This is a genomic window from Halomonas sp. MES3-P3E, from assembly GCF_002836035.1.
Taxonomy (GTDB): Bacteria; Pseudomonadota; Gammaproteobacteria; order Pseudomonadales; family Halomonadaceae; genus Vreelandella; species Vreelandella arctica.
Genome location: NZ_PJBT01000007.1, coordinates 1 through 24,653, shown reverse-complemented (window position 1 = coordinate 24,653; position 24,653 = coordinate 1). Strand labels below are relative to the sequence as shown.

20 protein-coding genes, 1 tRNA gene and 1 other RNA gene are annotated in these 24,653 nt (G+C 55.2%); 10 read left to right on the top strand and 12 right to left on the bottom strand.

What is annotated here, in order from left to right:
* Positions 1-35: 35 nt before the first annotated feature.
* A complete protein-coding gene (locus CXF87_RS02450) occupies positions 36-791 on the bottom strand; it encodes a glycerophosphoryl diester phosphodiesterase (RefSeq protein ID WP_101145351.1) in 756 nt (251 codons plus the stop codon).
* A 197-nt stretch (positions 792-988) separates the two neighbouring features.
* Here CXF87_RS02450 and CXF87_RS02445 point away from each other — a divergent pair, with 197 nt between their 5' ends.
* From CXF87_RS02445 to CXF87_RS02425, 5 genes are all read left to right on the top strand, one after another.
* Positions 989-1,966, top strand: a complete 978-nt coding sequence (locus tag CXF87_RS02445; RefSeq protein ID WP_101145350.1) for an NADPH:quinone reductase — start codon at positions 989-991, stop codon at positions 1,964-1,966.
* A 261-nt stretch (positions 1,967-2,227) separates the two neighbouring features.
* Positions 2,228-4,177 (top strand): SLC13 family permease, encoded by a 1,950-nt coding sequence (locus tag CXF87_RS02440; protein ID WP_101145349.1) that lies wholly within the window; start codon positions 2,228-2,230, stop codon positions 4,175-4,177.
* A 124-nt stretch (positions 4,178-4,301) separates the two neighbouring features.
* On the top strand, positions 4,302-5,060 hold the full coding sequence (locus CXF87_RS02435; protein ID WP_101145348.1) for a DeoR/GlpR family transcriptional regulator: 759 nt from the start codon (positions 4,302-4,304) through the stop codon (positions 5,058-5,060).
* Positions 5,061-5,187: 127 nt separating this feature from the next.
* Positions 5,188-6,675 (top strand): glycerol kinase GlpK, encoded by a 1,488-nt coding sequence (glpK, locus tag CXF87_RS02430; RefSeq protein ID WP_008956669.1) that lies wholly within the window; start codon positions 5,188-5,190, stop codon positions 6,673-6,675.
* Between the two features lie 498 nt (positions 6,676-7,173).
* On the top strand, positions 7,174-7,398 hold the full coding sequence (locus tag CXF87_RS02425) for a hypothetical protein (protein ID WP_101145347.1): 225 nt from the start codon (positions 7,174-7,176) through the stop codon (positions 7,396-7,398).
* A 71-nt stretch (positions 7,399-7,469) separates the two neighbouring features.
* Here CXF87_RS02425 and CXF87_RS02420 read toward each other — a convergent pair whose 3' ends face one another.
* The 11 genes from CXF87_RS02420 to betI form a co-directional block, all read right to left on the bottom strand.
* Positions 7,470-9,113 (bottom strand): glycerol-3-phosphate dehydrogenase/oxidase, encoded by a 1,644-nt coding sequence (locus tag CXF87_RS02420; RefSeq protein ID WP_101145346.1) that lies wholly within the window; start codon positions 9,111-9,113, stop codon positions 7,470-7,472.
* Between the two features lie 153 nt (positions 9,114-9,266).
* On the bottom strand, positions 9,267-11,018 hold the full coding sequence (locus tag CXF87_RS02415; RefSeq protein WP_101145345.1) for an ABC transporter substrate-binding protein: 1,752 nt from the start codon (positions 11,016-11,018) through the stop codon (positions 9,267-9,269).
* Between the two features lie 118 nt (positions 11,019-11,136).
* Positions 11,137-11,409: a DUF2160 domain-containing protein gene (locus CXF87_RS02410; protein ID WP_008956665.1), complete on the bottom strand. Its 273-nt coding sequence runs from the start codon at positions 11,407-11,409 to the stop codon at positions 11,137-11,139.
* A gap of 12 nt (positions 11,410-11,421) precedes the next feature.
* Entirely contained in the window at positions 11,422-12,318 is an 897-nt protein-coding gene (locus tag CXF87_RS02405; RefSeq protein ID WP_008956663.1) for a carbohydrate ABC transporter permease, read from the bottom strand.
* 1 nt (position 12,319) lies between these two features.
* Positions 12,320-13,207, bottom strand: a complete 888-nt coding sequence (locus CXF87_RS02400; RefSeq protein WP_101145344.1) for a carbohydrate ABC transporter permease — start codon at positions 13,205-13,207, stop codon at positions 12,320-12,322.
* Positions 13,200-14,300 (bottom strand): ABC transporter ATP-binding protein, encoded by a 1,101-nt coding sequence (locus CXF87_RS02395; RefSeq protein ID WP_101145343.1) that lies wholly within the window; start codon positions 14,298-14,300, stop codon positions 13,200-13,202. Before CXF87_RS02395 ends, CXF87_RS02400 begins: the two co-directional genes overlap by 8 nt.
* The gene (locus CXF87_RS02390) at positions 14,293-15,390 is read right to left on the bottom strand and encodes an ABC transporter ATP-binding protein (protein ID WP_008956660.1); all 1,098 of its coding nucleotides are present in this window, start codon (positions 15,388-15,390) and stop codon (positions 14,293-14,295) included. Before CXF87_RS02390 ends, CXF87_RS02395 begins: the two co-directional genes overlap by 8 nt.
* Positions 15,391-15,654: 264 nt before the next feature.
* On the bottom strand, positions 15,655-18,141 hold the full coding sequence (locus tag CXF87_RS02385; protein WP_101145342.1) for an acyl-CoA dehydrogenase: 2,487 nt from the start codon (positions 18,139-18,141) through the stop codon (positions 15,655-15,657).
* A gap of 202 nt (positions 18,142-18,343) precedes the next feature.
* Positions 18,344-20,017 (bottom strand): choline dehydrogenase, encoded by a 1,674-nt coding sequence (gene betA / locus CXF87_RS02380; protein WP_101145341.1) that lies wholly within the window; start codon positions 20,015-20,017, stop codon positions 18,344-18,346.
* Between the two features lie 212 nt (positions 20,018-20,229).
* The gene (betB, locus tag CXF87_RS02375) at positions 20,230-21,699 is read right to left on the bottom strand and encodes a betaine-aldehyde dehydrogenase (protein ID WP_101145340.1); all 1,470 of its coding nucleotides are present in this window, start codon (positions 21,697-21,699) and stop codon (positions 20,230-20,232) included.
* A 23-nt stretch (positions 21,700-21,722) separates the two neighbouring features.
* Positions 21,723-22,343, bottom strand: a complete 621-nt coding sequence (betI, locus tag CXF87_RS02370) for a transcriptional regulator BetI (protein ID WP_198555986.1) — start codon at positions 22,341-22,343, stop codon at positions 21,723-21,725.
* Positions 22,344-22,534: 191 nt separating this feature from the next.
* Here betI and CXF87_RS02365 point away from each other — a divergent pair, with 191 nt between their 5' ends.
* From CXF87_RS02365 to CXF87_RS21865, 5 genes are all read left to right on the top strand, one after another.
* Positions 22,535-23,470 (top strand): choline ABC transporter substrate-binding protein, encoded by a 936-nt coding sequence (locus CXF87_RS02365; protein WP_008956649.1) that lies wholly within the window; start codon positions 22,535-22,537, stop codon positions 23,468-23,470.
* A gap of 86 nt (positions 23,471-23,556) precedes the next feature.
* Positions 23,557-23,633 (top strand) — tRNA-Met (locus CXF87_RS02360).
* Positions 23,634-23,685: 52 nt separating this feature from the next.
* Positions 23,686-23,782, top strand: an RNA gene (gene ffs / locus CXF87_RS02355) — signal recognition particle sRNA small type.
* A 74-nt stretch (positions 23,783-23,856) separates the two neighbouring features.
* Positions 23,857-24,078 carry a DUF6538 domain-containing protein gene (locus tag CXF87_RS22365; RefSeq protein ID WP_431313232.1) on the top strand — a complete coding sequence of 74 codons (222 nt, stop codon included), beginning with the start codon at positions 23,857-23,859 and terminating at the stop codon, positions 24,076-24,078.
* 235 nt (positions 24,079-24,313) lie between these two features.
* A partial coding sequence (locus CXF87_RS21865; protein ID WP_232774540.1) for a hypothetical protein occupies positions 24,314-24,653 on the top strand: 340 nt, incomplete at its 3' end.

Genomic DNA, 24,653 nt, shown 5'->3' with positions numbered 1-24,653 from the left:
GTCATTGTTTGAACGTATTCAAGTATCTGAATGGATCAATGGCTATCTAGAAAGCGCTTGAACACGGCGGGTTCGTCGGTAATCACACCGGCGACACCCCACGCCCAGCGGCTATGGAAGGCACTGGGGTCATTGGCGGTATAGCACAGGACCTGATAGCCGTCCTTTTGCATGGCCTCAACCTGGGCGCGCTTCAGGCGTGACCAGGACGGATGCACACTAAAAGCTTCAATGGCTTCGCACTGTGCTCGCCAAGTTTTGGGTACGCCATTGTACAGCACGCCCAGCGCCAGACGCTCCTTGCCCGCTAACTGGCGGCAGTGGGTCAGGGCCTCGGTATTGAAGGAGGAGATGATCAGCCGTTCGGAAGGCAGGGTATCCAGCATCTCAGGTAGGGCGCGCTCAACCAGCGCGATGGGATCGCGCCCTTTGTTAACCTTGATCTCCATGTTGACGCCCATTTCCAGCTCGTTAAGCAGCGCCAGCATCTCTCCCAAGCTGGGCATTTTTTCACCTGCAAAGCGATCACCAAACCAGCTGCCCGCATCCAGCGTTTGCGCTGTTGCCCAGCTCATTGAGGCCAGGCTACCGCGGCCATTTGAGCAGCGTGACACGTCGGCGTCGTGCCAGATGACCGGGGTGCCATCACCGAGCAATTGCAGATCCAGCTCTACCCAGGTGGCGCCCGCCTGATGGGCGGCGCGCACTGCGGTCAAGGTGTTTTCGGGAGCAGCGGCAGAGTAGCCGCGGTGGGCAATCAGCGAGGGAACTTGAATAGCGGGATGCGTCATGACAGCGCTCTAAGTCTTGGACGATAAAGGAGTATTGATTCTAACATGAGTGCATGACAACAGGATTTCATCGCGCCAGTGTTCAGCCGCAACCGGTGATAGCGTACTAGCTTGATTTATAGCACGCGACGCGCTTGTATAGCGGCACCTGTTGTCTTGACTATCTTGTACAAACCCAACAATGAAAGGAAACCCTAATGTCTAAGCGTATCCAATTTGCCCAGACCGGCGGTTCCGAGGTGCTTGAACTGGTCGACGTGACCCCCGCTGAACCCGGCCAGGGCGAAGTGCGTATTGCCAATAAAGCCGTTGGCCTCAATTTTATTGATATCTATTTTCGTACCGGGCTTTATCCTGCCCCCGCGATGCCTTCTGGCCTTGGCACCGAAGGCGCTGGTGTAGTCGATGCTGTCGGCGCTGGCGTGACGCACTTAAGCGTCGGTGATCGCGTCGCTTATGCCCAAGGGCCTTTGGGCGCTTATGCAGAACTGCATACGTTGCTTGCGGCGAAAGTGGTTAAGCTCCCCGATTTTGTCGATTTCGAGACGGCAGCGGCCAGTATGCTCAAGGGCCTGACCGTGCAATACCTGCTGCGCCAGACCTATGAGCTGAAAGGCGGCGAAACCATTCTGTTCCATGCGGCTGCCGGTGGGGTAGGGTCGATTGCCTGCCAGTGGGCGAAGTCATTAGGCGTCAAGCTAATTGGTACTGTCAGTTCCCAGGAAAAAGCGGATCTGGCTATGGCCAATGGTGCCTGGGCGACGATCAATTACAGCGAAGAGAACGTGGTCGAGCGGGTGCGCGAGCTGACTAACGGCGAGATGTGCGATGTGGTGTATGACTCGGTAGGCAAGGATACCTGGGAGATGTCGCTGGATTGCCTGAAGACGCGCGGCTTGATGGTGAGCTTCGGCAACGCTTCTGGCCCGGTGGATGGTGTTAATATCGGCATCCTCAACCAGAAGGGCGCGCTTTACGTGACCCGCCCCAGCCTTAACGGTTACGCCGACACGCGCGAGCGTCTGGAGATGATGTGCCAGGAGTTCTTCGCCATGCTCGAGAGCGGAAAGGTCAAGATTGACATCGCCAACCGCTATCCGCTGGCAGAAGCGGGTAAGGCCCAGGACGCCCTACAGAGCCGTAAAACTACCGGCTCGACTATTCTCTTGCCCTAATTCCTACCTACATAAATACCCTACATACGCACCTACATACACACTCAGCTGACGCATTCGGCTCTCATCGCTTGCCACGTTATTGGCAAGCTGCTCAGGGCCGAATGCCACGGTCGGCTATTCAACGGGCGGTGCGTATGCAGGGACTATATCTGTGTATAGTAAACGTCTAATGTGCGTGGGGAATAGCCATGCCTGTGGCGTGGAGTGCATCAATCGTATGCTGCCGCTATCAAACGGTGGCAAGGGAGTAGGAAAAGGATGTCGGCTGAGGACATGAGTGTTGAGAGCTCAGGTGCTGAGGGCTCAGGAGTTGAGAGTCTTAATCTTGAAGCGCTAGGGCTTGAGTGGTTGGCGCTTTCGCCAAGTACGTTGGTCTTTATCGTGCTTGGCCTGACGCTGGTTGCGTTCATATGGGGGCGCTTTCGCTACGATCTAGTCGCGTTGGCGGCGTTGCTGGGATCGGTCATGCTCGGGCTAGTGCCTGCCGAGAATGCCTTTATGGGTTTCGGCCATCCGGCGGTTATTACAGTGGCCGCCGTGCTAGTACTTAGCCGGGGCTTTGAACGCTCCGGTGTGGTCGATATTATTTCCAATCAAGTGGTAAAAGTGGGTGAAAACCTGCTGCTTCAGCTATTAGTGCTGGTGGGTACCGTCGTGTTGTTATCGGGCATTATGAACAATGTGGGCGCTCTCGCACTGCTGTTACCGGTGGCGATGCGGTTGGCTCGTGAACATAATACCTCGCCCTCTTTACTGCTGATGCCGCTGGCGTTCGGGTCTCTGCTGGGCGGCCTGACAACCTTAATTGGCACGCCACCCAATATCATTATCTCTAGTTACCGGCGCGATGTGACGGGTGAAGCGTTTAGCATGTTTAGCTTTTCGCCTGTCGGGATTGCGGTGGCGCTGGTGGGGCTTGTGTTTATTGTGTTGGTGGGCTGGCGCTTGACGCCGAAGCGCAGCGGCCAAGCCTCTACCGATGAAATGTTCGATACCGCCAACTATTTGGTGGAATTGAAAGTAGGTGAAGAGTCGAAAGCCAAAGGCTTAACGTTACAGCAATTGCGCGATGAGCTGGACGAAACCATCCCCGTGTTAGCGGTCGTTCGCGATGATAACCGTCGTGCTGGCTATAACTTCCACGGCGCCTTGGAAGAGGGCGATATCCTGCTGTTGGAAGCAGGACCCGATGAACTCCAGATGCTGGAAGATAAGGTAGGGCTTAGTGCGATAGCCGAACTGGAAGAGGAGGCGGACGGCCCTGAGCACACCGCAAGCGGCGAAGAGGGCGAGAAAGCTGGCATGGGTGAAGCGAAAGATGCGGCACAGGACCGGCAGCCGGTGGATACCGAAGGCTTGCAGCTAATTGAAGCCGTGGTACGCAATGATTCCATGATGATTAACCGCAGCGTGCGCCAGTTACGCCTGAATCACCAGTTTGGCCTGCACTTGGTGGCCGTGGCCCGTGACGGTGGGCGCTTGAAGCAGCGTCTGCGTGATATCCGCTTTAAGAACGGCGATGTGTTGCTGCTGCAGGGCAGTGAGAATGAAATGTCCGACAGTCTGGCCTCCCTCGGTTGCCTGCCGTTAGCGAGCCGGGAATTGCATCTGGGGCAGCCGCGCAAGCTGGCAATGTCGATCGCCATTTTTGCCTTAGCAATTATTGCCATGCTGTTCGATCTGCTGCCTGCGGCAGTCGCCATGAGTACCGCTGCTTTGATTTCGCTACTGATTGGCGTATTGCCGTTGCGCGAAGGGTATCAAGCCATCGACGGCCCTGTGATCGTGCTGTTGGCCGCAATGATACCCGTGGGGGAGGCGCTTGAAACCAGTGGCGGCGCCGACCTGATTGCCGATGCACTGCTGCGCTTTGGCAGCGACTGGCCGGTGGTGGTCACCATGGTGGGGCTGTTCCTGCTCTCTATGCTGCTCTCGAATGTGGTCAACAACGCGGCGGCTGCGCTGCTGATGGCGCCGATTGCAGTCAGCCTGGCCAATGGGTTCGATGTCTCGCTCGATCCGTTCTTGATGGTGGTGGCCGTAAGTGCTTCCTGTGCGTTTTTAACTCCCATCGGCCATCAGTCGAATACACTGGTGCTGGGCCCTGGCGGCTATCGGTTCGGCGATTACTGGAAACTGGGGCTACCGCTTTCACTGGTAGTATTGGCTGCCGCTATCCCGCTTATTCTGCTGGTATGGCCGCTTTAAAAAACGTCTAACGGTCCGGCCTGTCGGTGTGATGGTAGCGAAGAGGGGATGAAGGCTATTAGGTTTCGAAAATTTTGCTAACCTATTACGTTCAGAAACCAAGAAAATCGAACAGGCCGGGCTTATGAACCAACAATTTCGTCAGGATGCCATTGTCGAGCTAGTTCGTCAGCACGGCTACATGAGTATCGAACAGCTCACCGACCACTTTGCGGTGACACCGCAGACCATTCGGCGGGATTTGAATACCCTGGCTGATGAAGGCCGTGTGCGCCGTGTGCATGGCGGTGTAGGCATCGAATCCAGCACGGTGAATACCGCCTACAGCACGCGCAAGACGCTTCACCTGGAAGAGAAGGAGCGCATTGCCCGCTGCTTGGCGCAACACATACCCAACCACTCATCGCTGTTCATCAACATCGGTACCAGCAATGAAGTGATTGCCCACGCGTTGCTGGAGCATCAGGGTCTCGAGATCATTACTAACAACCTGAATGTGGCGGCCATTCTTCAGCATAAAGAGGATTTTACCGTAATCATCGCCGGGGGGCAGGTGCGCTCTCGCGATGGCGGGATTATCGGCGAAGCCACCATCGACTTTATCAATCAGTTCAAGGTGGATTACGGCATCATCGGCATCAGTGGCATTGACGAGGATGGCTCACTGCTGGAATTTGACTACCAGGAAGTACGTGTCGCCCAAGCGATTATTGCCAATTCGCGGCGCATCTACCTAGCGGCAGACTACTCCAAATTTCACCGTAACCCGGTGGTGCGGCAGGGCAATCTGGACCAGTTGGATGCGCTCTTCACCGATCGCAAACCGCCGGAAGCGATCCAGCGCTTGCTGACCCAGCACGATGTAGCGCTGCATATCGCCTAGCCTAGCCTAGCCGTCTTTGTCGCAGTTTCATCCTTGAGCATTTAGAGCGGCTGGAGTAGCCTTAAAACATAATAAAGCGAAAGCAAGTCAACAAAATCGAAAGACAATACAACAAAGCGAACTCGACATGTCCTCTTATATACTCGCCATTGATCAGGGTACCACCAGCTCGCGCGCTATTCTCTTTGACCGCGAAGGTCAGGTGGCGGCCGTCGCTCAGCAGGAATTCACCCAGCACTTCCCTCATGACGGCTGGATTGAGCACAACCCCGAAGATATCTGGGAAACGGTAGTGGCCACCTGCCGAGAAGTGATGGCCAGTGCCGAGATTACGCCAGACCAGATTGCCGGTATAGGCATTACCAACCAGCGTGAAACCACCATCCTGTGGGATCGAAAAACCGGCAAGCCGCTGTATAACGCCATTGTCTGGCAGGATCGCCGCACGTCGGATTTGTGCCAGTCGCTGCGGGATAAAGGGCATACCGAGATCGTTCAAGCCAAGACCGGCCTGCTGATTGATCCTTATTTCTCGGCGACCAAGCTTGCCTGGCTGCTGGAGAATGTCGAGAGCGCACGTGAGCGCGCCGAACGGGGGGAACTGGCCTTCGGCACCGTCGACAGCTTTCTAATCTGGCGGTTGACCGGCGGCCAGCAGCACGTCACCGATGCTACCAACGCGTCTCGAACCGCGCTGTTCAATATCCATACCCAAGAGTGGGATGACGAGCTACTGGCACTATTCGATATACCCGCCAATTTACTGCCCGAAGTGAAAGATTCCAGCGATGATTTCGGTACTACCGAGGCGCACTGGCTAGGCGCACCGCTTCCCATCGCAGGGGTAGCAGGCGACCAGCAGGCTGCGTTGGTCGGGCAGGCGTGCTTTCAGCCGGGGATGGGCAAGAGTACCTACGGTACCGGCTGCTTTATGATTGTGAACACCGGTGAGACGCCCTCGCTTTCGCGTAATCGTTTGTTGACCACGATTGGCTACCGGCTTAACGGTAAGCCGACCTATGCGATGGAAGGCAGTATTTTCGTGGCCGGGGCGACGGTGCAGTGGTTGCGCGATGGTCTGAATCTGTTTGCCGATGCCTCGGAAACCGAAGCGCTGGCTCAGAAGACCCGTAGCGGGCATAGCGTTTATCTGGTGCCCGCTTTTACCGGTTTAGGGGCGCCGCACTGGGACCCAAAAGCACGTGGCGCGATTTTTGGTTTAACCCGCGATACCGGTATTGCTGAAATAGTCGCCGCGGGGCTCCAGGCGGTGTGCTACCAAACCCGTGACCTGCAGCACTGCATGAATGACGATATGGAGGCGCCGCCGGGCAATTTACGGGTTGACGGTGGTATGGTGAAAAACAGCTGGGTGATGCAGTTTCTTGCCGATATGCTGGGCGTGCAGGTGGATCGCCCCACCATATTGGAAACCACTGCGCTGGGGGCTGCTTATTTAGCGGGTCTGCGTCTGGGCTGGTATCAAACCCTGGAAGAGATCGAACAACTGTGGCGCTGCGAGAAGAGCTTTATGCCCACCATGGAAGAAGCTACACGTGAGCAGCTTTACCAGGGTTGGTTGGATGCGGTGTCGAGAGTCCGCTCCACGCCTTAGATAATGACCTGAATTCAACTAATAAGTGCAGCCTTCCTACTTAAGCACACTATCTATTCACTCTTTCGATTCTTTATAATGCGGCGGCCAATTAAGCAATTGGCCGCCTTTCTTCGCTTTTAGCGCCCCTCATGAAAGTCTTTAACACCATTAACGCTTATTGAGCGTTTATGTAGTCGAGTTACAACCATGCCTGCGGCCAATGACGCATTGTGAGCTTTCCTGCTGTAGCCCATAGTGAGGTCATGGATCAGGAAGGTGACTCGTTATCCCGAATCACTGAACTAATCCCTGCTACAGAACGATAGCGCTTCAGTATTACCCTAGCGCTAAAGGGCGAAGGTCTTGTAACGCTTGTGACCGTTTCGCAGTTACCGAACTGGGCACTTATCCGGCCCAGCATGAGTAGCAACGTCACCATACGTCGTTAATTAAGATGGCTGCTTTTAAACCGATTGGCGGTTAGGCAGCGGATGACCATACCATGAGGTAGTACTAATGAACTGCATCGAACTGAGCCAACAAGCCAATAGCATCGCCAGCTCCTTCAGCAAGCAAGATCTCGCCAGGTTAGTGGTGGCGCTGAAGGGTAATCGTGAGTCACTGCAACATGCGGTTGAGGTTATCGACACGGTGGATAGTCGTTCAGGCTACACACTGGAAGAAGCCTGGGATGAAGTGCTCGCGGGAGACTCTCAACTTCGTATTGAAGATGAAGAGTAAAATAGAACAATTGCTTAAATAACCCTTAGCCCCCTTATTGATATAAGGGGGCTTTTTAGTTTTATCAACGATTAAGCATTGGCTACGGGTGTAAAAGGCAGCGATGTGTCCCGGTGTTGTTCAAAGTAACTGTTAAAACGTTCATCTGCATCGTCGCCAAATAATACCCGGCAGGCTTCTTTCAGACCGTTTGAATGGCGCAACTGCTCATGGGGAACAACCAGCGAGACCTTGGCACGACGGCGTAGAAAGTCTTCAAGCTGAGTGATCATTTCGTGATCGCGGGCATGCTCAAGCTCACAGCGAATATACTCGGTGCCCTCGATTAGAATTTCACCCTGGGCAGGATCCTGGCGGATTTTCTCCAACATCTGAATAGCTTGGTCGGCATAACGCCGCCAGAGCCGTGTGGAGAGCAGCTCAGATGAGGTCTGGGCGGTCATGGCATCCAGGTTCATGCGCTTGGCCTGATCCATAAACTGCTGCTTGACGGGGTTGGGTGGTTCGCCGTACCAGTGGAATTTAGGGTCTGTGAGGGAAACGCCCAACTGGCTGATCTCTTCGGCAATTTCATCACCCACATTCAAGCAATCGGTCAGCTTGCCGCCAAAGATACTGATATGCGCGCTTTCGGCATTGGTGTCGACTACATGCTTGCGCGATAGCTGCAGGAAGTCTCGATCGTTGCCTTGATCATCTTTGATCGCTAACGGCCGTACGCCGCAGCGGGTAGAAATAATATCGTCTTGGCTCAATGGCTTGGCCAGGGTCAAACGCTTGTTGATATTTTCCAGCACAAAGGCGATATCGTCAGCGGTGACCTCCACCTCCGGATGCTCCATATGCGTATCCGTGGTGCCGATGCAGGTACGGTTACCCATGGGAATGACAAAGAATAATCTGCCATCGTCAGCAAAAAACGCCAGCACCCGCTGGGAATCCGTTAATTGCGGAACGATGAGGTGAATGCCTTTGGAGTAGAGGTGGTGGTGAGTGGTTTTTTGGCCGGTCAGCTCATTATGCTGATCCACCCACGGGCCGGCCGCGTTAATGAGTACCTTGGCGCGTATATCGAAGGTGCTGCCATCCATCACGTTGCGTGCCTTGGTCACCCATAGGCCATCCTGGCGCTCGGCGCCAAGTGATTCGACGTAGTTGGCGGCAATCGCCCCATAGTTAAGCGCTTGGCGAACAAAGTTGAAGACAAATCGAGCGTCATTATCGTGCAGGTAGGCGTCAGAATACTCGAAACCGCCAACGGCCCCCTCAATATCAATGATGGGCTCCTCCTGCTTGATTTTATTTGGCGAGAGCAGGCGCGGCAGTTTGGTGAAGCCGTTGCCCATCAGCCAGTAAAGCCAGGTGCCCGCCCACAGGTAGCGTGGAGAGTGGCGGAAACCTTTTGAAATAGTGGTCAGGAAGCGAATTTCCTGCACCGTGGAAGGGTAACTCTTGATCAAGTGATTGCGGCTTTTGCATAGTTTGCGAACCAGGGCAAAATCCTTGCTTTCCATGTATTTGATGCCTCCCCATACCAGGTTGGAGGAGTGCATGCTGGTACTGCCGGCGAAGTCGCCGCGGTCAATTAGTGCAACTTTTGCGCCTTTACCAGCCAGCGCTGCTGCGGTGGCCGCGCCATTGATGCCGCCGCCGATAATCAGAGCATCAAAGGTTTCGTTAGGTAACTTTTCAATGTTTCTATTTCGCAGTTTCATAGCGGATCCAATTAACCAATCAATAGCCCGGTTGCAGTGGGTGTTCTCTCTTTTGCTCTGGCATACCGCCAATGAAACCCTTGGCAGGGCGGGCAGTCGCCCGCCCTGCAAGCTTTGACGCGTAGTTTTCCTAAACTTAGTTATTAAGCTTAGTTATTCTTGGCGCGTACCGGCGGCCATCCAGGCTTCCATCATTTCATCGTAAGGAACGGTGGTGCCTTGCGGCATTTCGTTATCCAGCTTGGCTTTCGGGGCGCCTTCCTGATCCAGCCAGACCTGTGGGTCCTGCTCTTCGTTAAGTACAGGCGCGTAGCTGTCGAAGACGTTAGCGCGGGCCAAACGGTTCATGGTGCTGTCCAGGTCTGCCGCTAGCTTGTCGAGACCTTCCTGGGGTGTGACTTCACCACTCATGACCGGTGCAAGGTTCTGCCACCACAGTGGTGCCATGCGCGGATAGTCAGGTACGTTCGTACCGGTCGGTGTCCAGTTGGATTCGTTGGGGCTGCGGTAGAACTCCACCAGGCCACCCAGCTTGGGTGCCATTTCGGTCATCTGCTCAGAGAAGATGTCAGACTCACGAATCGGCGTTAAACCATGCATGAGTTTTTCCAGCGAGGTGGTTTTTGCCACGGTGAACTGGGCAAACAGCCAGGCGGCGGTGCGGCGGTCTTCGGGCGTTGAGTCAAAGAATGTCCATGCTCCTACGTCCTGGTAGCCAACCTTCATACCCTCTTCCCAGTAGGGGCCGGTGGGGGAAGGAGCCATGCGCCACAGCGGGTTGCCTTCATCATCGGTCACCGCAACGGCGGGGTCGGTCATGTCAGCTGTGAACGCGGTGTACCAGAAGATTTGCTGGGCAATATGGCCTTGCGCGGGCACGGGGCCTGCTTCACCAAAAGTCATGCCCTGCGCTTCTTCAGGTGCGTAATCGCGTAGCCAGTCGACGGCTTTCTGCATCGCAAACACGGAGGCCGGCGAGTTGGTAGCACCGCCACGGCTGACGCTGGCGCCTACCGGCTGGCTATCTTCATTGACGCGGATACCCCAGTCATCCACTGGGTTGCCGAAGGGAACCCCTTGGCTGCCCATGCCCGCCATGGAGAGCCAGGAGTCGTGGAAACGCCAACCTAGTGACGGATCACGACGACCGTAATCCATGTGGCCATAAATCTTGGTGCCGTCTATCTCACCCACGTCCTCGGTGAAGAACTTGGCGATATCTTCGTAAGCGGTCCAGTTGGTCGGTACGCCGAGTTCGTAGCCGTAGATTTCCTTAAACTGGGCCATCAGGTCGGGGTCGGTGAACCAGTCATGGCGGAACCAGTAAAGGTTGGCGAACTGCTGGGTCGGTAGTTGGTAGATGCTGCCATCTGGGCCGGTACCATATTGCAGACCGATGAAGTCATCCAGGTCCAGCGTGGGCAGGGTGTAGTCGGCCCACTCGTTCTCCATCGCTTCAGAGAGGTTGATGGTGGTGCCATAGCGGATATGCGTGCCAATGGAGTCGGTATCATTGACGAAGCCGTCATAGATGCTGTTGCCCGACTGCATCTGGTTCTGCATGGTATCCACGACATCGCCTTCACCAATGATGTTGTGGGTCAGGTTAATGCCGGTCAGCTCACTAAAGGCTTCCGCTAACACTTCGCTTTCATAAACGTGGGTAGTGAGGCCTTCCGCCACGGTTTGAATGTCCATGTCACGGAAAGGCTCGGCAGCCTTGGCAAACCACATCAGTTCTTCGATCTGCTCTTCACGGCTTAGCGTCGAGTTCTGGAAGTGCTCATCGACCAAGCGTTCAGCAATGGCGCGGGCATCCTCTTCCTGCGCTGACAGCGTACCCGATGCCAACAGCAAGCTGGCGGCGAGGGTTGTCAGTTTGAATTTGTTGTAGTGCTTTTGCATGGTGACCTCGTTTTGTTGTGTTCTTCCTTGATGGCTTGGCCGTCCTTGATACCGAATAAACGCTGAAGTGCTTTTTCAACAACTTGTTAAGGGCTATCTCAAGAGGCTGTCTCAAGGGCTAGCCCCAGCGCATTAAAACCAGTAGCCATACGGCTGATACCGCTAGTGCAATCCAGATGGATAATGAAGTGAAACCAATCACTCCCAGGTGGATAAAGGCCGCCGAGAGCAGGCCGATAAACAGCCGGTCTCCGCGAGTGGTGGCAATGGGTAAAAACCCTTTGCGCTCTATGGTGGGAGACAGGATCTCCCATATCGTCATCCCCGCCAGCATGGCAGCGATTGATGAAAAGAATATGGCGGTGGGCATGGTCCATACCATCCAAGACATGGTGCGCTCTCCTCAGGTACGGCCCAGGGCAAAGCCCTTGGCAATATGATTACGGACGAAATAGACCACCAGAATGCCGGGAATAATGGTCAGCACACCGGCGGCGGCCAGGGTGCCCCAGTCAATTCCGGAGGCTGTCGAGGTGCGCGTCATAATCATGCCGATTGGTTGGGCATCGGTGGCGGTTAGCGTGCGTGCCAGGAGCAGTTCCACCCAAGAGAACATGAACAGGAAGAACAGCGTGACGCCAATGCCCGAACGGATCATCGGAATGAAAATCTTGACGAAGAAGCGCGGAAAGCTATAGCCGTCGATATAGGCCGTTTCGTCGATCTCCTTGGGCACGCTGCTCATGAAGCCTTCCAGAATCCAGATCGCCAGCGGGATATTAAAAAGACAGTGGGCCAGCGCGACGGCAATGTGGGTGTCGAAAAGGCCTACCGAGTAGTAAAGCTGGAAGTAGGGCAGCAGGAAGACGGCGGGGGGAGCCATCAAGTTGGTCAGCAGCCAGAAGAACAGGTGCTTGTCGCCGATAAAGGTGTAGCGGCTAAAGGCGTAAGCGGCCGGTAGCGCGACGCAAATGGTGATCAGCATATTCATGGCCACGTAGAGCATTGAGTTGACGTAGCCCATGTACCAGCTTGAGTTGGTGAAGATGCCAATATAGTTGTCAAAGGTCAGGTTTTGCGGCCACAACGTCATCGAGCCAAGAATTTCGCTGTTGGTCTGCAGCGACATGTTGATCAGCCAGTAAATGGGCAGGATCATCAGCGCCAGATAAAGGCCCAGCAGGATACGTGAGCGCCAATGCGCCCGAGCAGTGCGGTTACGCCGCTTGGCAGGTGAAACTTTGCTAAAAATCGTGTTGTACTTTTCACCGCGCTGGGTGTTTTCGAGTTGGTAGCTCATGTTAGGCACCTCCATGCGGGGGCTTGTCTTTCTGCATGTGCATGATGGTGGTGTAGAACACCCAGCTCACCAGCAGAATGACAAGGAAGTAGATCAGCGAGAACGCGGCAGAAGGCCCCAGGTCCTGCTGGCCGATCGCCATAGTGGCCAACGACTGACTCAGGAAGGTTGTCGAGCTGCCAGGGCCGCCGCCGGTCAACACGAAGGGCTCGGCGTAAATCATGAACGAGTGCATGAAGCGCAGCAGGACGGCGATAACGAGCACGTTGGTGAGCTTGGGCAACTGGATGTAGCGGAACACTGCCCACTTGGAGGCACGGTCGATACGTGCAGCCTGATAGTAAGCTTCAGGAATCGAGCGCAGGCCGCTGTAGCAAAGCATGGCCACCAGCGGGGTCCAGTGCCATACATCCATCAGCACGATAGTTACCCAGGCATCGCTGGCGTCACCGGTGATGTTGTAACTGATGCCCAGTTCGCGCAGCCCCCAGCCCATTAAGCCAATATCACCACGGGTAAAGATTTGCCAGATGCTGCCCACCACGTTCCAGGGAATCAGCAGCGGCAGCGTGATCAATATCAACACGGCGGAGGCCTGCCAGCCCCGTTTGGGCATGATCAGGGCGATCCCTATTCCCAGCGGAATCTGAATAGCCAGAATAATCAATGAGAACGAAATCTGGCGCAGAAACGCCGCTTGTAGCGCCTCATCGTTGAGCATGGTTTTAAACCACTCGGTGCCAGTGAAAAAGCTGGCGTTAGGGCCGAGCACATCCTGCACCGAGTAGTTGACGACGGTCATCAGTGGAATGATGGCGGAGAACGCCACCAATACCAGCATGGGAAGCACCAGCAGCCACGCTTTGTTGTTGGGTACCTTGTTATTCATGGCCGGTCTCCACGAGGTATTCATCGATATAGAGGGCGAGTTTTGCTGTATCGAACTCAGCAAACGCCGCTTCCCCCACGGGTGAGTGCCCTTCGGGAAGGCGTGCCTTGAAGGTTTGTGCGTTGAGCTTATAGGTCAGCAGGGAGTAAGTGCCCAAATCCTGAACGCTGACGACCTCAATCGGTACGCTGTCGGCGGTCGGGCTGGTGGTTATGGCAATAAATTCGGGACGGATACCCAGTTTGATATTGCGGGAACTGGCAGTCGCAATCACACGTTTTACCGACTCGCTGACCGGCAGTGATTGATTCCCGAACATGACGTGCTCATCTCGATACTCGATGGCCATGAAGTTCATGCCGGGGCTGCCGATAAAATACCCCACAAAGGTGTGGGCCGGGCGTTCAAACAGCTCCCGGGGCGTGCCGAACTGAACCACTTGACCGTCGTACATCACGGCGATCTTGTCCGCGAAGGTAGACGCCTCCAACTGGTCGTGGGTCACGTAGATCATGGTGATATTGAAGCGTTCGTGAATCTCCTTGAGCTTGCGGCGCAGCTTCCACTTTAACTGTGGGTCGATCACCGTCAGCGGCTCATCAAACAGGATGGCCGTCACGTCATCGCGTACCAGCCCACGCCCCATGGAAACTTTCTGCTTTTCATCGGCGGTCAGGTTCTTCGCCTTGCGGTTCAGCAGCGGCGTCAGTTCCAGAATGTCGGCAACTTCAAGCACCTTGGGTTTCACCCGATACTCGGGGGTATTCATATTGCGCAGGGGAAAGGCGAGATTGTCGAACACCGTCATGGTGTCGTAGATCACCGGGAACTGAAAAACCTGGGCAATATTGCGCTCTTCAGGGGGGAGTTCGTTAACTCGCTGGCCGTCAAAAAGTACGTCACCCTCTGAGGGTTCAAGCAGACCGGAAATGATATTGAGTAGCGTTGATTTACCGCAACCCGATGGCCCCAAAAGCGCATAGGCACCGCCTTGATGCCACACGTGATCCATCTGCCGAATAGCGTAATCCGCTGCACCCTTGGGCGTTTTTTCATAGGAGTGCGCCAGACCTTTTAAAGTGATCTCAGCCATGGGCAGCTCCTCCCTGACGCGCAGGAATATGGACTGTATGTCCCTGTTTGTCGAAGGCGTAAAGTTGATGGGTGGGGAAGTAAACTTTCAGGGGTTCATTAACACTAAACTGGTGAATGCCCGCTAGGTGCAGCACTAAGGGGAAACGTTCGTGGTGAACATGCAGGAAGGTTTCAGAGCCGCTGATTTCTGCTACATCCACATGGACGTCCAGCGTCAGGTCATCGGCGCGTTGTGGCTGCAAGGTGAGGTGCGAAGCGCGGACACCAAAATCATAGTCACCTGGCTCCAAGCGCTTTAACTTGTCATCGCAGGGAAAGTGTAACGTTTGATCGAAAGTGATTTCGGTATCGGTAAGCCGACCGGGAACAATGTTAATTGGCGGCTCGGAGAACATTTCAGCGCTGAAGCGGCCGTTTGGCTCCCGGTAAACCTGTTCGGTAGGGCCATACTGAAGCAATCTGCCTTCATGCAGGACGGCGGTGTTTCCACCCAGCGCCAGCGCTTCGTTGGGCTCGGTAGTGGCATACACCGCGATGCAGTTGCGCGCTTTGAAGAGATCACGAAGCTCGTCGCGCAGCTCTTCGCGGAGTTTGTAATCCAGGTTGACCAGCGGTTCATCAAACAGAATTAAGTCGGCATCTTTGATCAAGGCCCGCCCCATGGCGGTGCGCTGCTGTTGGCCGCCGGAAAGCTCTTGCGGGTAGCGGTTAAGCAGGTGCTCGATATGCAGCATTTCAGCAATTTCGCCTACTCGCTTATCAATCTCGCTTTTTGGGTGTTTGGCCAGTTTCAGCGGCGACGCAATGTTGTCGTAAACGGTGAGGCTGGGGTAGTTGATAAACTGCTGATACACCATGGAAACATTGCGCTTGCGCACGGAGACGTTGGTGACGTCCTTGCCATCCATGATGATTTTTCCGCGGGTAGGGGGCTCAAGTCCCGCCATAAGACGCATTAGAGTGGTTTTTCCGGCCAGCGTCCGCCCTAGCAATACATTGAATGAGCCTGGCTCAAGCGCTAGGTCTATTCCACTGATATGAGGCACACCGTTAACGATGTGATCGATATTTTGCAAATGTAAGGACATGCCGATCTCGCTAGCGTCATTGTTATTGGAGAAAGCTATTTTGAGAAGCGGTTGGGGGATCGCTCTCGGAGAATGCTGTTAACAATACAGTTAAATAAGATTAATTGCTTTCGTTTACGAAAGGCTAGTTGATCACTTGCGAACTTGCAACGCGTTTTTGGGCGATAGGACTAGGCATTTAGGCGTAGAAAGCGAAAACAAAAAAGCCGACTACTGGCGCGCAGTAGTCGGCTGATGTTGAGGTAACTCCTTGAAAAAAAGGTGTTACTTAATATTTTCTTCCGCCTGTTTCGGCGCAGGCACAGGTTTGCCGTTGTGATCGATCAGCGTGGACTTGTTCTTGGCGAAGGCATCATAGGCGAAATCATCCACGGTGAGCATTTCCAGAACCTCGGCCTCAAAGATGCGCATGAAGTCGGCATCTTCTTCATTGATAAGGCCTTTTTCCAAGCCGGCCTCTACACGTGCCTCCGGATGCAGTGCTGTTTGCGGTAGCTCGCCCTTGGCATAGGCTTTGTTCACCGTGCGGTAGATTGCTTCGGCGCGGTCATAATCGACCAGCAAAGCGTTGTAGCGCGCCAGCGGGTTACGTTGCTCACCGTCATCCGCATCCCAGGTGTTTTCCAGCAGCTTGGTACGCAAGGCGCTGTGTGTAGAAACACGCTTAGCGATATCGCGAGCCAAATCATCGTGGGGTTTGTTCCAGCGGCGGCCGGTCGGCATCACTACGGCGTTGAGGGTTTTACCCAGGGCGCGGTTGGGTAGATTATCGAAAATCTCAACGAACGCCTGTTCTGCACGCTGAAGCAGGAAACGACAGCTGTAGTGCAGCAGCGCTTCTTCGCCTTCTACTTTACTGCCCGCTTGCCACTGCTTGAGCACCATGGAGGTCAGGTAGAGGTTAGAAAGCACATCCCCCAGCCGGGCGGAGATCATTTCGCGTTTCTTCAGCGCTGAACCCAGGCTTGCCATGGCTGCGTCGGCACATAGGCCAAAGCCAGCGGAAAGGCGGGCAATATCCTGAGCATAGATGGTGGCTGGGCCATCAAAGGGAACGCTGGATTTGCCGATGCCAAAGCCGAGGGTAAAGGCGCGCGCGGCGTTACCAAAGATCAAGCCTGCATGACCAAAGAAGGCTTTATCGAACGCCTTCATGTCATTGGCGTCTTTTGCGGCCAGCTCTTCAAGCACGTAAGGGTGGCAACGGATCGCGCCCTGACCAAATATCATCAGGTTGCGGGTCATGATATTGGCGCCTTCCACGGTAATTGCTACCGGGTTGGCGCTATAGCCGATACCGAGGTAGTTGCGCGGGCCTAGTGTCACCGCCTTGCCACCGTGAACATCCATGGCATCACTAAGCAGCACGCGCTGGAATTCGGTCAACTGGCTTTTCAGAATGGCTGAGGGCACCGCAGGCTTTTCGCCGTGATCGATCATATTGGCAGTTTGATACACGGTGGCCTGGGAGATATAGGCCAATGCCGCCATGCGGGCAAGAGGCTCTTGCACACCTTCCATTTCGGCCACCGGTACGTTGAACTGGCGACGTACGCGAGTGAAACCACCGCTCCAGCCCAGGGCATAACGCGCGGTGCCGGTAGCGCCCGAGGGCAGCGTGATGCAGCGGCCGATCGAGAGACACTCGACCAGCATCCGCCAGCCCTGGCCGATCATGTCCGGGCCACCAATGATGGTATCCAGCGGTACAAAGACATCTTTACCGATAATCGGGCCGTTCATAAACGGGCTGCCGATAGGGTGGTGACGACGACCGATTTCCATGCCGTCGGTATCGCGGGGGATCAGTGCCAGCGTAATGCCGCGATCTTCTTCATCACCCAGCAGCTTTTCAGGGTCAAAGAGACGGAAGGCAAGACCGACGACTGTGGCGATGGGCGCCAGCGTGATCCAGCGTTTTTCGAAGTTAAGGCGCAGGCCAAGCACTTCTTCGCCATTAATAGTCTGCTTACATACAACGCCGGTATCGGGCAGTGACGTGGCATCAGAACCTGCACGAGGGCCGGTGAGGCCAAAGCAGGGAATCTCACGGCCATCGGATAAGCGTGGCAGGTAGTGATCTTTCTGCTCTTGAGTACCGTATTTAAGCAACAGCTCGCCAGGCCCCAAGGAGTTAGGTACGCCCACGGTGACCATCAGGGTTTCGTTGGCGGAGAGCTTTTGCAGCACCATGGACTGCGCTTTGGCCGAGAAGCCCAGGCCGCCGTACTCCTTCGGAATAATCATGCCGAAGAAGCCCTCTTTTTTCAGGTAGTCCCACAGCTGCTGGGGCAGGTCTGCGCGCTCTTGGGCGATATCCCAGGCGTTGCACATGCCAGCGGCTTTGGCACACTGATTGGCTAAGAAAGCTTTTTCATCGTCGCGCAAGCCTTCGTCTTTAAAGGCGAGCAGCTTTTCCCACTGGGGTTTGCCCGAAAATAGCTCACCGTCCCAAGAAACGCTGCCCGCTTCCAGGGCCGTGCGCTCGGTGGCGGACACTTTGGGCGCCACTTTTTTAAAGGTGGTGAAGAGGCGCGGTGTCAGCCATTTGCGACGCAAGGCGGGCAGGCCTGCCACGGCGACAGCGGCGGCGCCAATCAATAGCAGAACGCCGATCACTTCAGCGTCTAACAGCAGGCCGACAAGGCCCAATACGCCAAGCACCACAAGCGCCGCGGGGGCGCCTGCTTCGCGACGCATGACCACGAGCAGGCCACCAACGGCGAGCACGATAAGGAGTAGGGTGAGCATAATAGTTCTCTCTGTTTCAGGCCTATAACGACAGCCTGCTGTTGTTAATGAGCGCGTTAATCGAACACTTGTTTGAATATTGGCAGATAGGCGCGGTTTTATGCAAGCCTTTAGGTATGTTTACACCCGGATGCCTTGTTAGATATAAAAAAATGCCATGACGTGAAGCCATGGCATTTTGAGTGGCGAATAGACGGAATGTTCAGGCGCGTTTGGCAGGCGCGCCGTTGGCGACATAGTAGTCCACACTCGCCCGGGGCAGCGGCTCATTACCCTTGATGCGGTCGGCGATCTTTTCCGCCAGCATGATGGTGGGGGCATTCAGGTTGCCGGTAGGAATCACCGGGAAGAGCGAGGCGTCGACCACGCGCAGACCTTCAATACCATGCACGCGCCCCTGGCCGTCGGTGACCGCCATCTCGCCTTCGCCCATTCGGCAACTGCCGCAGGGGTGATAGGCGGTTTCGGCATGCTCTTTGACGAAGGCGTCGAGTTCGGCGTCGGACTGCACGTCCGGTCCGGGCGCTATTTCACGACCGCGGTACTTCTCAAAGGCTGGCTGGGCGATGATGTCACGAGTGAGGCGGATAGCATCACGGAACTCTTGCCAGTCTTTCTCTTTGGCCATGTAGTTAAACAGGATGCTGGGCGCCGCATGTGGATCTTTTGACGTCAGGCGGATACGGCCGCGACTTTCAGAGCGCATCGAGCCGACGTGGGCCTGGAAACCGTGGGCCTGCACCGCGCTCTTGCCGTTGTAGCTGATGGCGATGGGCAGGAAGTGGTACTGCAGATTGGGCCACTCCTCTTCATCCCGGCTGCGAATAAAGCCACAGGATTCAAACTGATTACTGGCGCCAACGCCGGTGCCATTGAATAGCCATTCGGCGCCAATCTTAGGCTGGTTGTACCACTTCAAGGCCGGGTAAAGTGAGATGGGCTCTTTGCACTCGTACTGGATGTACATTTCCAGGTGATCCTGGAGATTCTCACCCACGCCGGGCAGGGCGTGAACCGTCTCGATATTCAGTTCGTTCAGCAGTTCTGGATTGCCAATGCCTGAACGCTGCAGAATCTGCGGCGAGGCGATAGCGCCACCGCATAGCAACACTTCGCGGCGTACGTAGGCCTGCTGTTTTTCCCCTTTTTGTTCATAGCGAACACCAACGGCGCGTTTACCTTCAAACTCAATCACATCGGTAACGGCATGTGTTTCGATAGTAAGGTTATGGCGCTTCTTGGCAATGTCCAGGTAGCCCCGGGCCGTGGACGCGCGGCGGCCTTTGGGCGTGACGAAACGGTCCATGGGGCCGAAGCCCTCTTGCTGGTAGCCGTTGACGTCTTCAGTCTCTGGGTAGCCTGCCTGTTTACCAGCTTCAATAAAGGTGCGATAGAGCGGGTTGTTAGTGGACTTTGGCGTGGTCACGCTCACCGGTCCATCGCCGCCGTGATAGCTATTGGGCCCAATGTCGCGGGTTTCGCACTTTTTGAAGTAGGGCAGGCAGCTCAGGTAGTCCCAATCTTCCAGGCCGGGCTGTTTGGCCCAGTTGTCGTAATCGAGTGCATTGCCGCGGATATAGCACATGCCATTGATCAGCGAGGAGCCGCCCAGGCCTTTGCCGCGGCCACACTCCATGCGGCGGTTATCCATATACGGCTCGGGGTCGGTCTCGAAGGCCCAGTTGTAGCGCTTACCCTGAAGCGGGAAGGCGAGGGCCGCCGGCATTTGAGTGCGGAAATCGAAGCGGTAGTCCGGCCCACCCGCTTCTAGCAGCAGTACGCTGACGCTGCTGTCTTCGGTGAGGCGAGTAGCGAGCACGTTGCCCGCGGAGCCGGCGCCGATAATGATGTAATCAAATTCGCGTGGTTGAGGCATCAATGCTTCCCTCATCAAGATGGTAATGAGTTGGCACAGGTAGGTGTGACACGAAAACGCTGTGAACCCATCCATGGGCGCTCGGCTTTCTCATCTGACCGCCATGGATGGCGGGAATGCCGGAATTGCATGGAGCTCTTTCCGGCCCTGAAAAAGACGCTTCGCTTTCACGCCTACCTGTGCCGCAGTGTTTGAGAGTGTTAATTCAGGGACTAAAACACTGACTCAAACGGCCCCATCTCGATTTGTACCGACTTGGTCTGGGTGTAGTGATTGAGCGTCTCAACACCATTTTCGCGACCAATACCCGACTCTTTATAGCCGCCTACCGGCATCTCCGATGGTGACTCACCCCAAGTGTTGATCCAGCAGATACCCGCTTCCAACTGGTGAATGACACGGTGGGCGCGGTTCAAACTTTCGCTGAAGACACCCGCGGCCAGGCCATAGGGGGTGTCGTTGGCGCGTCGAATGACTTCCGCTTCGTCATTAAAGGCGAGTACCGACATCACCGGGCCGAAGATCTCTTCGCGCACAATGCGCATTTCGTCGGTGCAGTCGGTGAAGATCGTCGGTGCGGCCCAGGCGCCCTCTGCATAGCTGCCGGTATTCCAATCGTCGCCACCCACGAGCAGGCGAGCGCCTTGCTCTTTGCCCAGGGCAATATAGGAGAGCACTTTCTCCTGATGCTCGAAGCTGACCAAGGGGCCAAAGTTAACGCTGGGATCCATGGGGTCGCCTGCTTTGATTCGCTTGACGCGCTCTACCAGCTTGGCTTCAAAGGCGTCTTTAACGCTGCGCTCAACAAATACCCGCGTGCCGTTGGTACAGATTTGGCCGCTGGAGTAGAAGTTGGCCATCATGGCGGCGTCTGCAGCGCGATCAAGGTCGGCATCCGCAAAAACCAACAGCGGCGATTTGCCACCCAGTTCCATGGTGACGTCTTTTAGCGTCGAGCTAGCGGCGGCGGCCATGACTTTCTTGCCGGTGCCTGCTTCGCCGGTGAACGATACCTTGGCGATGCCAGGATGCTCGGTGAGCATGGCACCTACGCGGCCATCGCCCTGCACCACGTTGAAAACGCCGTTGGGCAGACCGGCTTCGGTGAAGATTTCCGCCAGCTTCATCACAGTGAGCGGGGTAACTTCACTGGGCTTGAACACTACTGCATTGCCTGCCGCGAGTGCGGGAGCCGCTTTCCAGCAGGCAATCTGAATCGGGTAGTTCCAAGCACCAATCGCGCCAATCACGCCGAGCGGCTCGCGGCGGGTATACACAAAAGAGCTGTCGCGTAGGGGAATCTGGCTGCCTTGAATTGCAGGCGCCAAGCCAGCGTAGTACTCGAGCGCATCTGCGCCGGTGACGATATCGACGCTAGCCGTTTCGCTGATCGGCTTGCCGGTATTGCGGGTTTCAAGCTCGGCAAGCTCGTCATTGCGCTCTCTTAATATCGCAACAGCGCGCAATAAGATGCGCGAGCGTTCCATGCCGGTCATTGCAGCCCATTCACGCTGGCCCCGCAGAGCGGCTTCTACAGCCGTGTCGACATCCGCTTGGCTTGCCTGACCAATCGTGGCCAGCAAGCTGCCATCAAAAGGGTTGGTGACTGTGAAGGTGTCGCCTGATGTGGCGTCTACCTGGCGACCATCAATATAGAGTGGCTGTATGTTTTGAGCGGCCATGTCGGTCTCCATGAATAAGTTAATTAACTATAAATATTGGATGCTTTCGTAGTGCATCCATGATGAGCAAAAAGCTGGTCGAGATAGGTGTGCGCAAGGTGGCGAGCTTCTGCCGCGTCAAGACCTTCAGGCGTCAGGGCGCCGCGCAGCCATAAGCCATCAATCATGGCCGCCAAGCCGCGGGCCGCGTTACGGGCCTCGGTAGGGGGCATGACGCGTTTAAACTGGTGACATAAATTGCTGTAAAGGCGGCGATCATTGACGTTTTGCAACCGCTGTAGCATGGGTTTATGCATGCTGCTGGCCCAGAAGGCTAACCAAGTCTTGGCGGCTGGGCCGGTGACCTGGGTGCGGTCAAAGTTGCCCTCGATAATGGCGCCGATATGAGCACGCGGGGCGTTGTCTTCCAGCGCATGGCGGCGCACTGCCACGGCCTTGGTAAGGTCGGTCAAGATTTGCCGCATGGTGGCCTCAAGCAGGCCATCCTTGCCGCCAAAATAGTGACTGATAATACCCGCTGAAACGCCCGCATGACGTGCAATACGCATGACGGTGGCTTCTGCCAGACCGACTTCATCAATGGCTACCATGGTCGCGTTGATCAACTGCTGGCGGCGTATCGGTTCCATTCCCACCTTTGGCACAGCGTTCTCCTAATTCGTTGAATGCCTAACTTGGGTAGATGCTTGAAACCCAGGCGCAGGCATGATTACCTAACCATGATGGCATTTTTTTATTGAACGTTCAATCAATAAAAAGGCGCCGACATTTACACTGGATGCGACCTCTGCCATCAATGAGTGTTCGCAGCAGACGTTTAAGGGGAACCACGATCATGAGCAGAACTTCTTCACGCTACGCAGGTGCTTTATTGCTGGCAGCAGGCCTACCAGCGGTGGCTTACGCCGACGAGTGCAGCAGCGTGCGCTTTGCAGAAGTGGGCTGGACGGACATCACCGCGACGACGGCGCTAGCCAGTGAAGTACTTGAAGGGCTTGGTTACGAGCCAAGCGTGGATACGGTTTCCGTGCCGATCGCCTACGCAGGCATGCGCAACAATGATTTTGATGTCTTTCTGGGTAATTGGATGCCCTCAATGGCTTCCATCAGCGACCCCTATATCGAGCGTGGTGAGGTTGAGCGCCTGGTGGCTAACCTGGAAGGGGCGAAGTACACCCTTGCAGTGCCCCAGTATGTTTACGACGCTGGCGTGACCTCGGTTAACGATTTAGCGGAGCATGCCGACCAGTTTGATCGCAGCTTGCACGGCATCGAGGCGGGTAACGATGGCAACGAGATGATTGAGCAGATGATCGATGATGACGCTTATGGCCTTGGCGATTGGCAGGTAATAGATTCCAGCGAAGCGGGAATGCTGGCAGAACTGCGCGCCCGAGTACCCAACGAGCAGTGGATGGTGTTTTTGGGCTGGGAGCCGCATCCCATGAACTCCAACTTTGAGATGGCCTACCTTTCTGATGCCGATGACTATTTTGGCCCAGATCTGGGCGGCGCCACGGTGCACACCAATACCCGTGCGGGCTTTGTGGAGGAGTGCCCCAATGTGGGCACGCTATTGCGCAACATGACGTTTACCCTGGAAATGGAAAACCAGCTAATGAGCGCGATCATGGATGATGGCGAAGACCCTCGTGATGCCGCGCGTGATTACTTGAAGGCCAATGATGGCGTGCTGGACGAGTGGTTAGACGGCGTGACCACACGCAACGGCGAGCCTGGTGCTGAGGCCGTGCGTACTGCTATTCAATAAGTCAATTTTGGTGATAGCGGCAAGCCGGAATCCGGCTTGCCTTTCATCGTTAAGGTAGGCATAATCTGCACCCGTTGATGAGGAAAGGCTACGTAGCTCAGCTGGTTAGAGCACATCACTCATAATGATGGGGTCCCCTGTTCAAATCAGGGCGTAGCCACCACATCAGCATTAGCACACTTACTTAACAACCGAGTGTGCCGTTATGGTGGCCCCTTAGGTCCTCCCGCAACGCTAAACTGCGAACCCCGCCAGGCCCGGAAGGGAGCAACGGTAGTGGTGGCTGCGTGTGCCGGGATGTGGCTTTTGGGGTCGCCTCCAAGCTTTTAATTTTAAGGGTTTTTCTACCACTGGATTCGTCAATTAACACAATCCGGTGATACAAAATGCCTAGCAACCTCCCTCCTTACGTCATCCAGACCCGCCAAGGCGTCTTCTATTTTCGTATCGTAGTTCCTGCCCCGTTGCAGCCCATAGTTGGGAAGCGTGAGGTACGGCGTTCGTTGAGAACTAGAAGCAAACGAGAAGCAATCCTGAAAGCAAACCCGCTTGTGGTGAACGCTTGTAGGCTTATAGATAGAAGCTGCATACGCTGGAACCCGTCCTGACCTCAGAACCCTCACGTCTGAACTTATATCGCCTATTGCTGATGCTGGCGGGAATGCTGGACTGTTCCAGATGCCTACCAGAGACACTCCCTCTATCACTGGCCTGATGAATGCCTATAGTAAGAGCCAGAGGCTAGAAGGCGTCTCAGAGAAGACGATTGATGACAAAAAAGCTGTGCAAGTCTGCTTGTTCGCATCATTGGTAATAGACCAATCTCAGAAGTCTCCTTGAGCCATGCCAAGAGCTTCAGAGAGACAGCATTACAGCTCCCTCCAATGGGTCACAAGCCTTCTACACAACAAGACTCTCGATGAAGTAATTGAAGAGGCTGACAAGACAATCTCGATAACTACCTACAACAATTACATCAAGTATCTATCAACTCTCTTCGAGTATGCTATCAGGGGAGAGTGTATTGAGAGAAATCCATTCAGCGGAATGAAGTTGAAAAAGCGCCGTAAGTTGAACAGCTTTCGCTCTGTGTTCACTCAAACTGAGCTTGAAAGACTATTTAAGGCTGTTCAGGGAGAGAACATACCATTTAAACGCTGGCTTCTCTGTTTGGGATTCTACA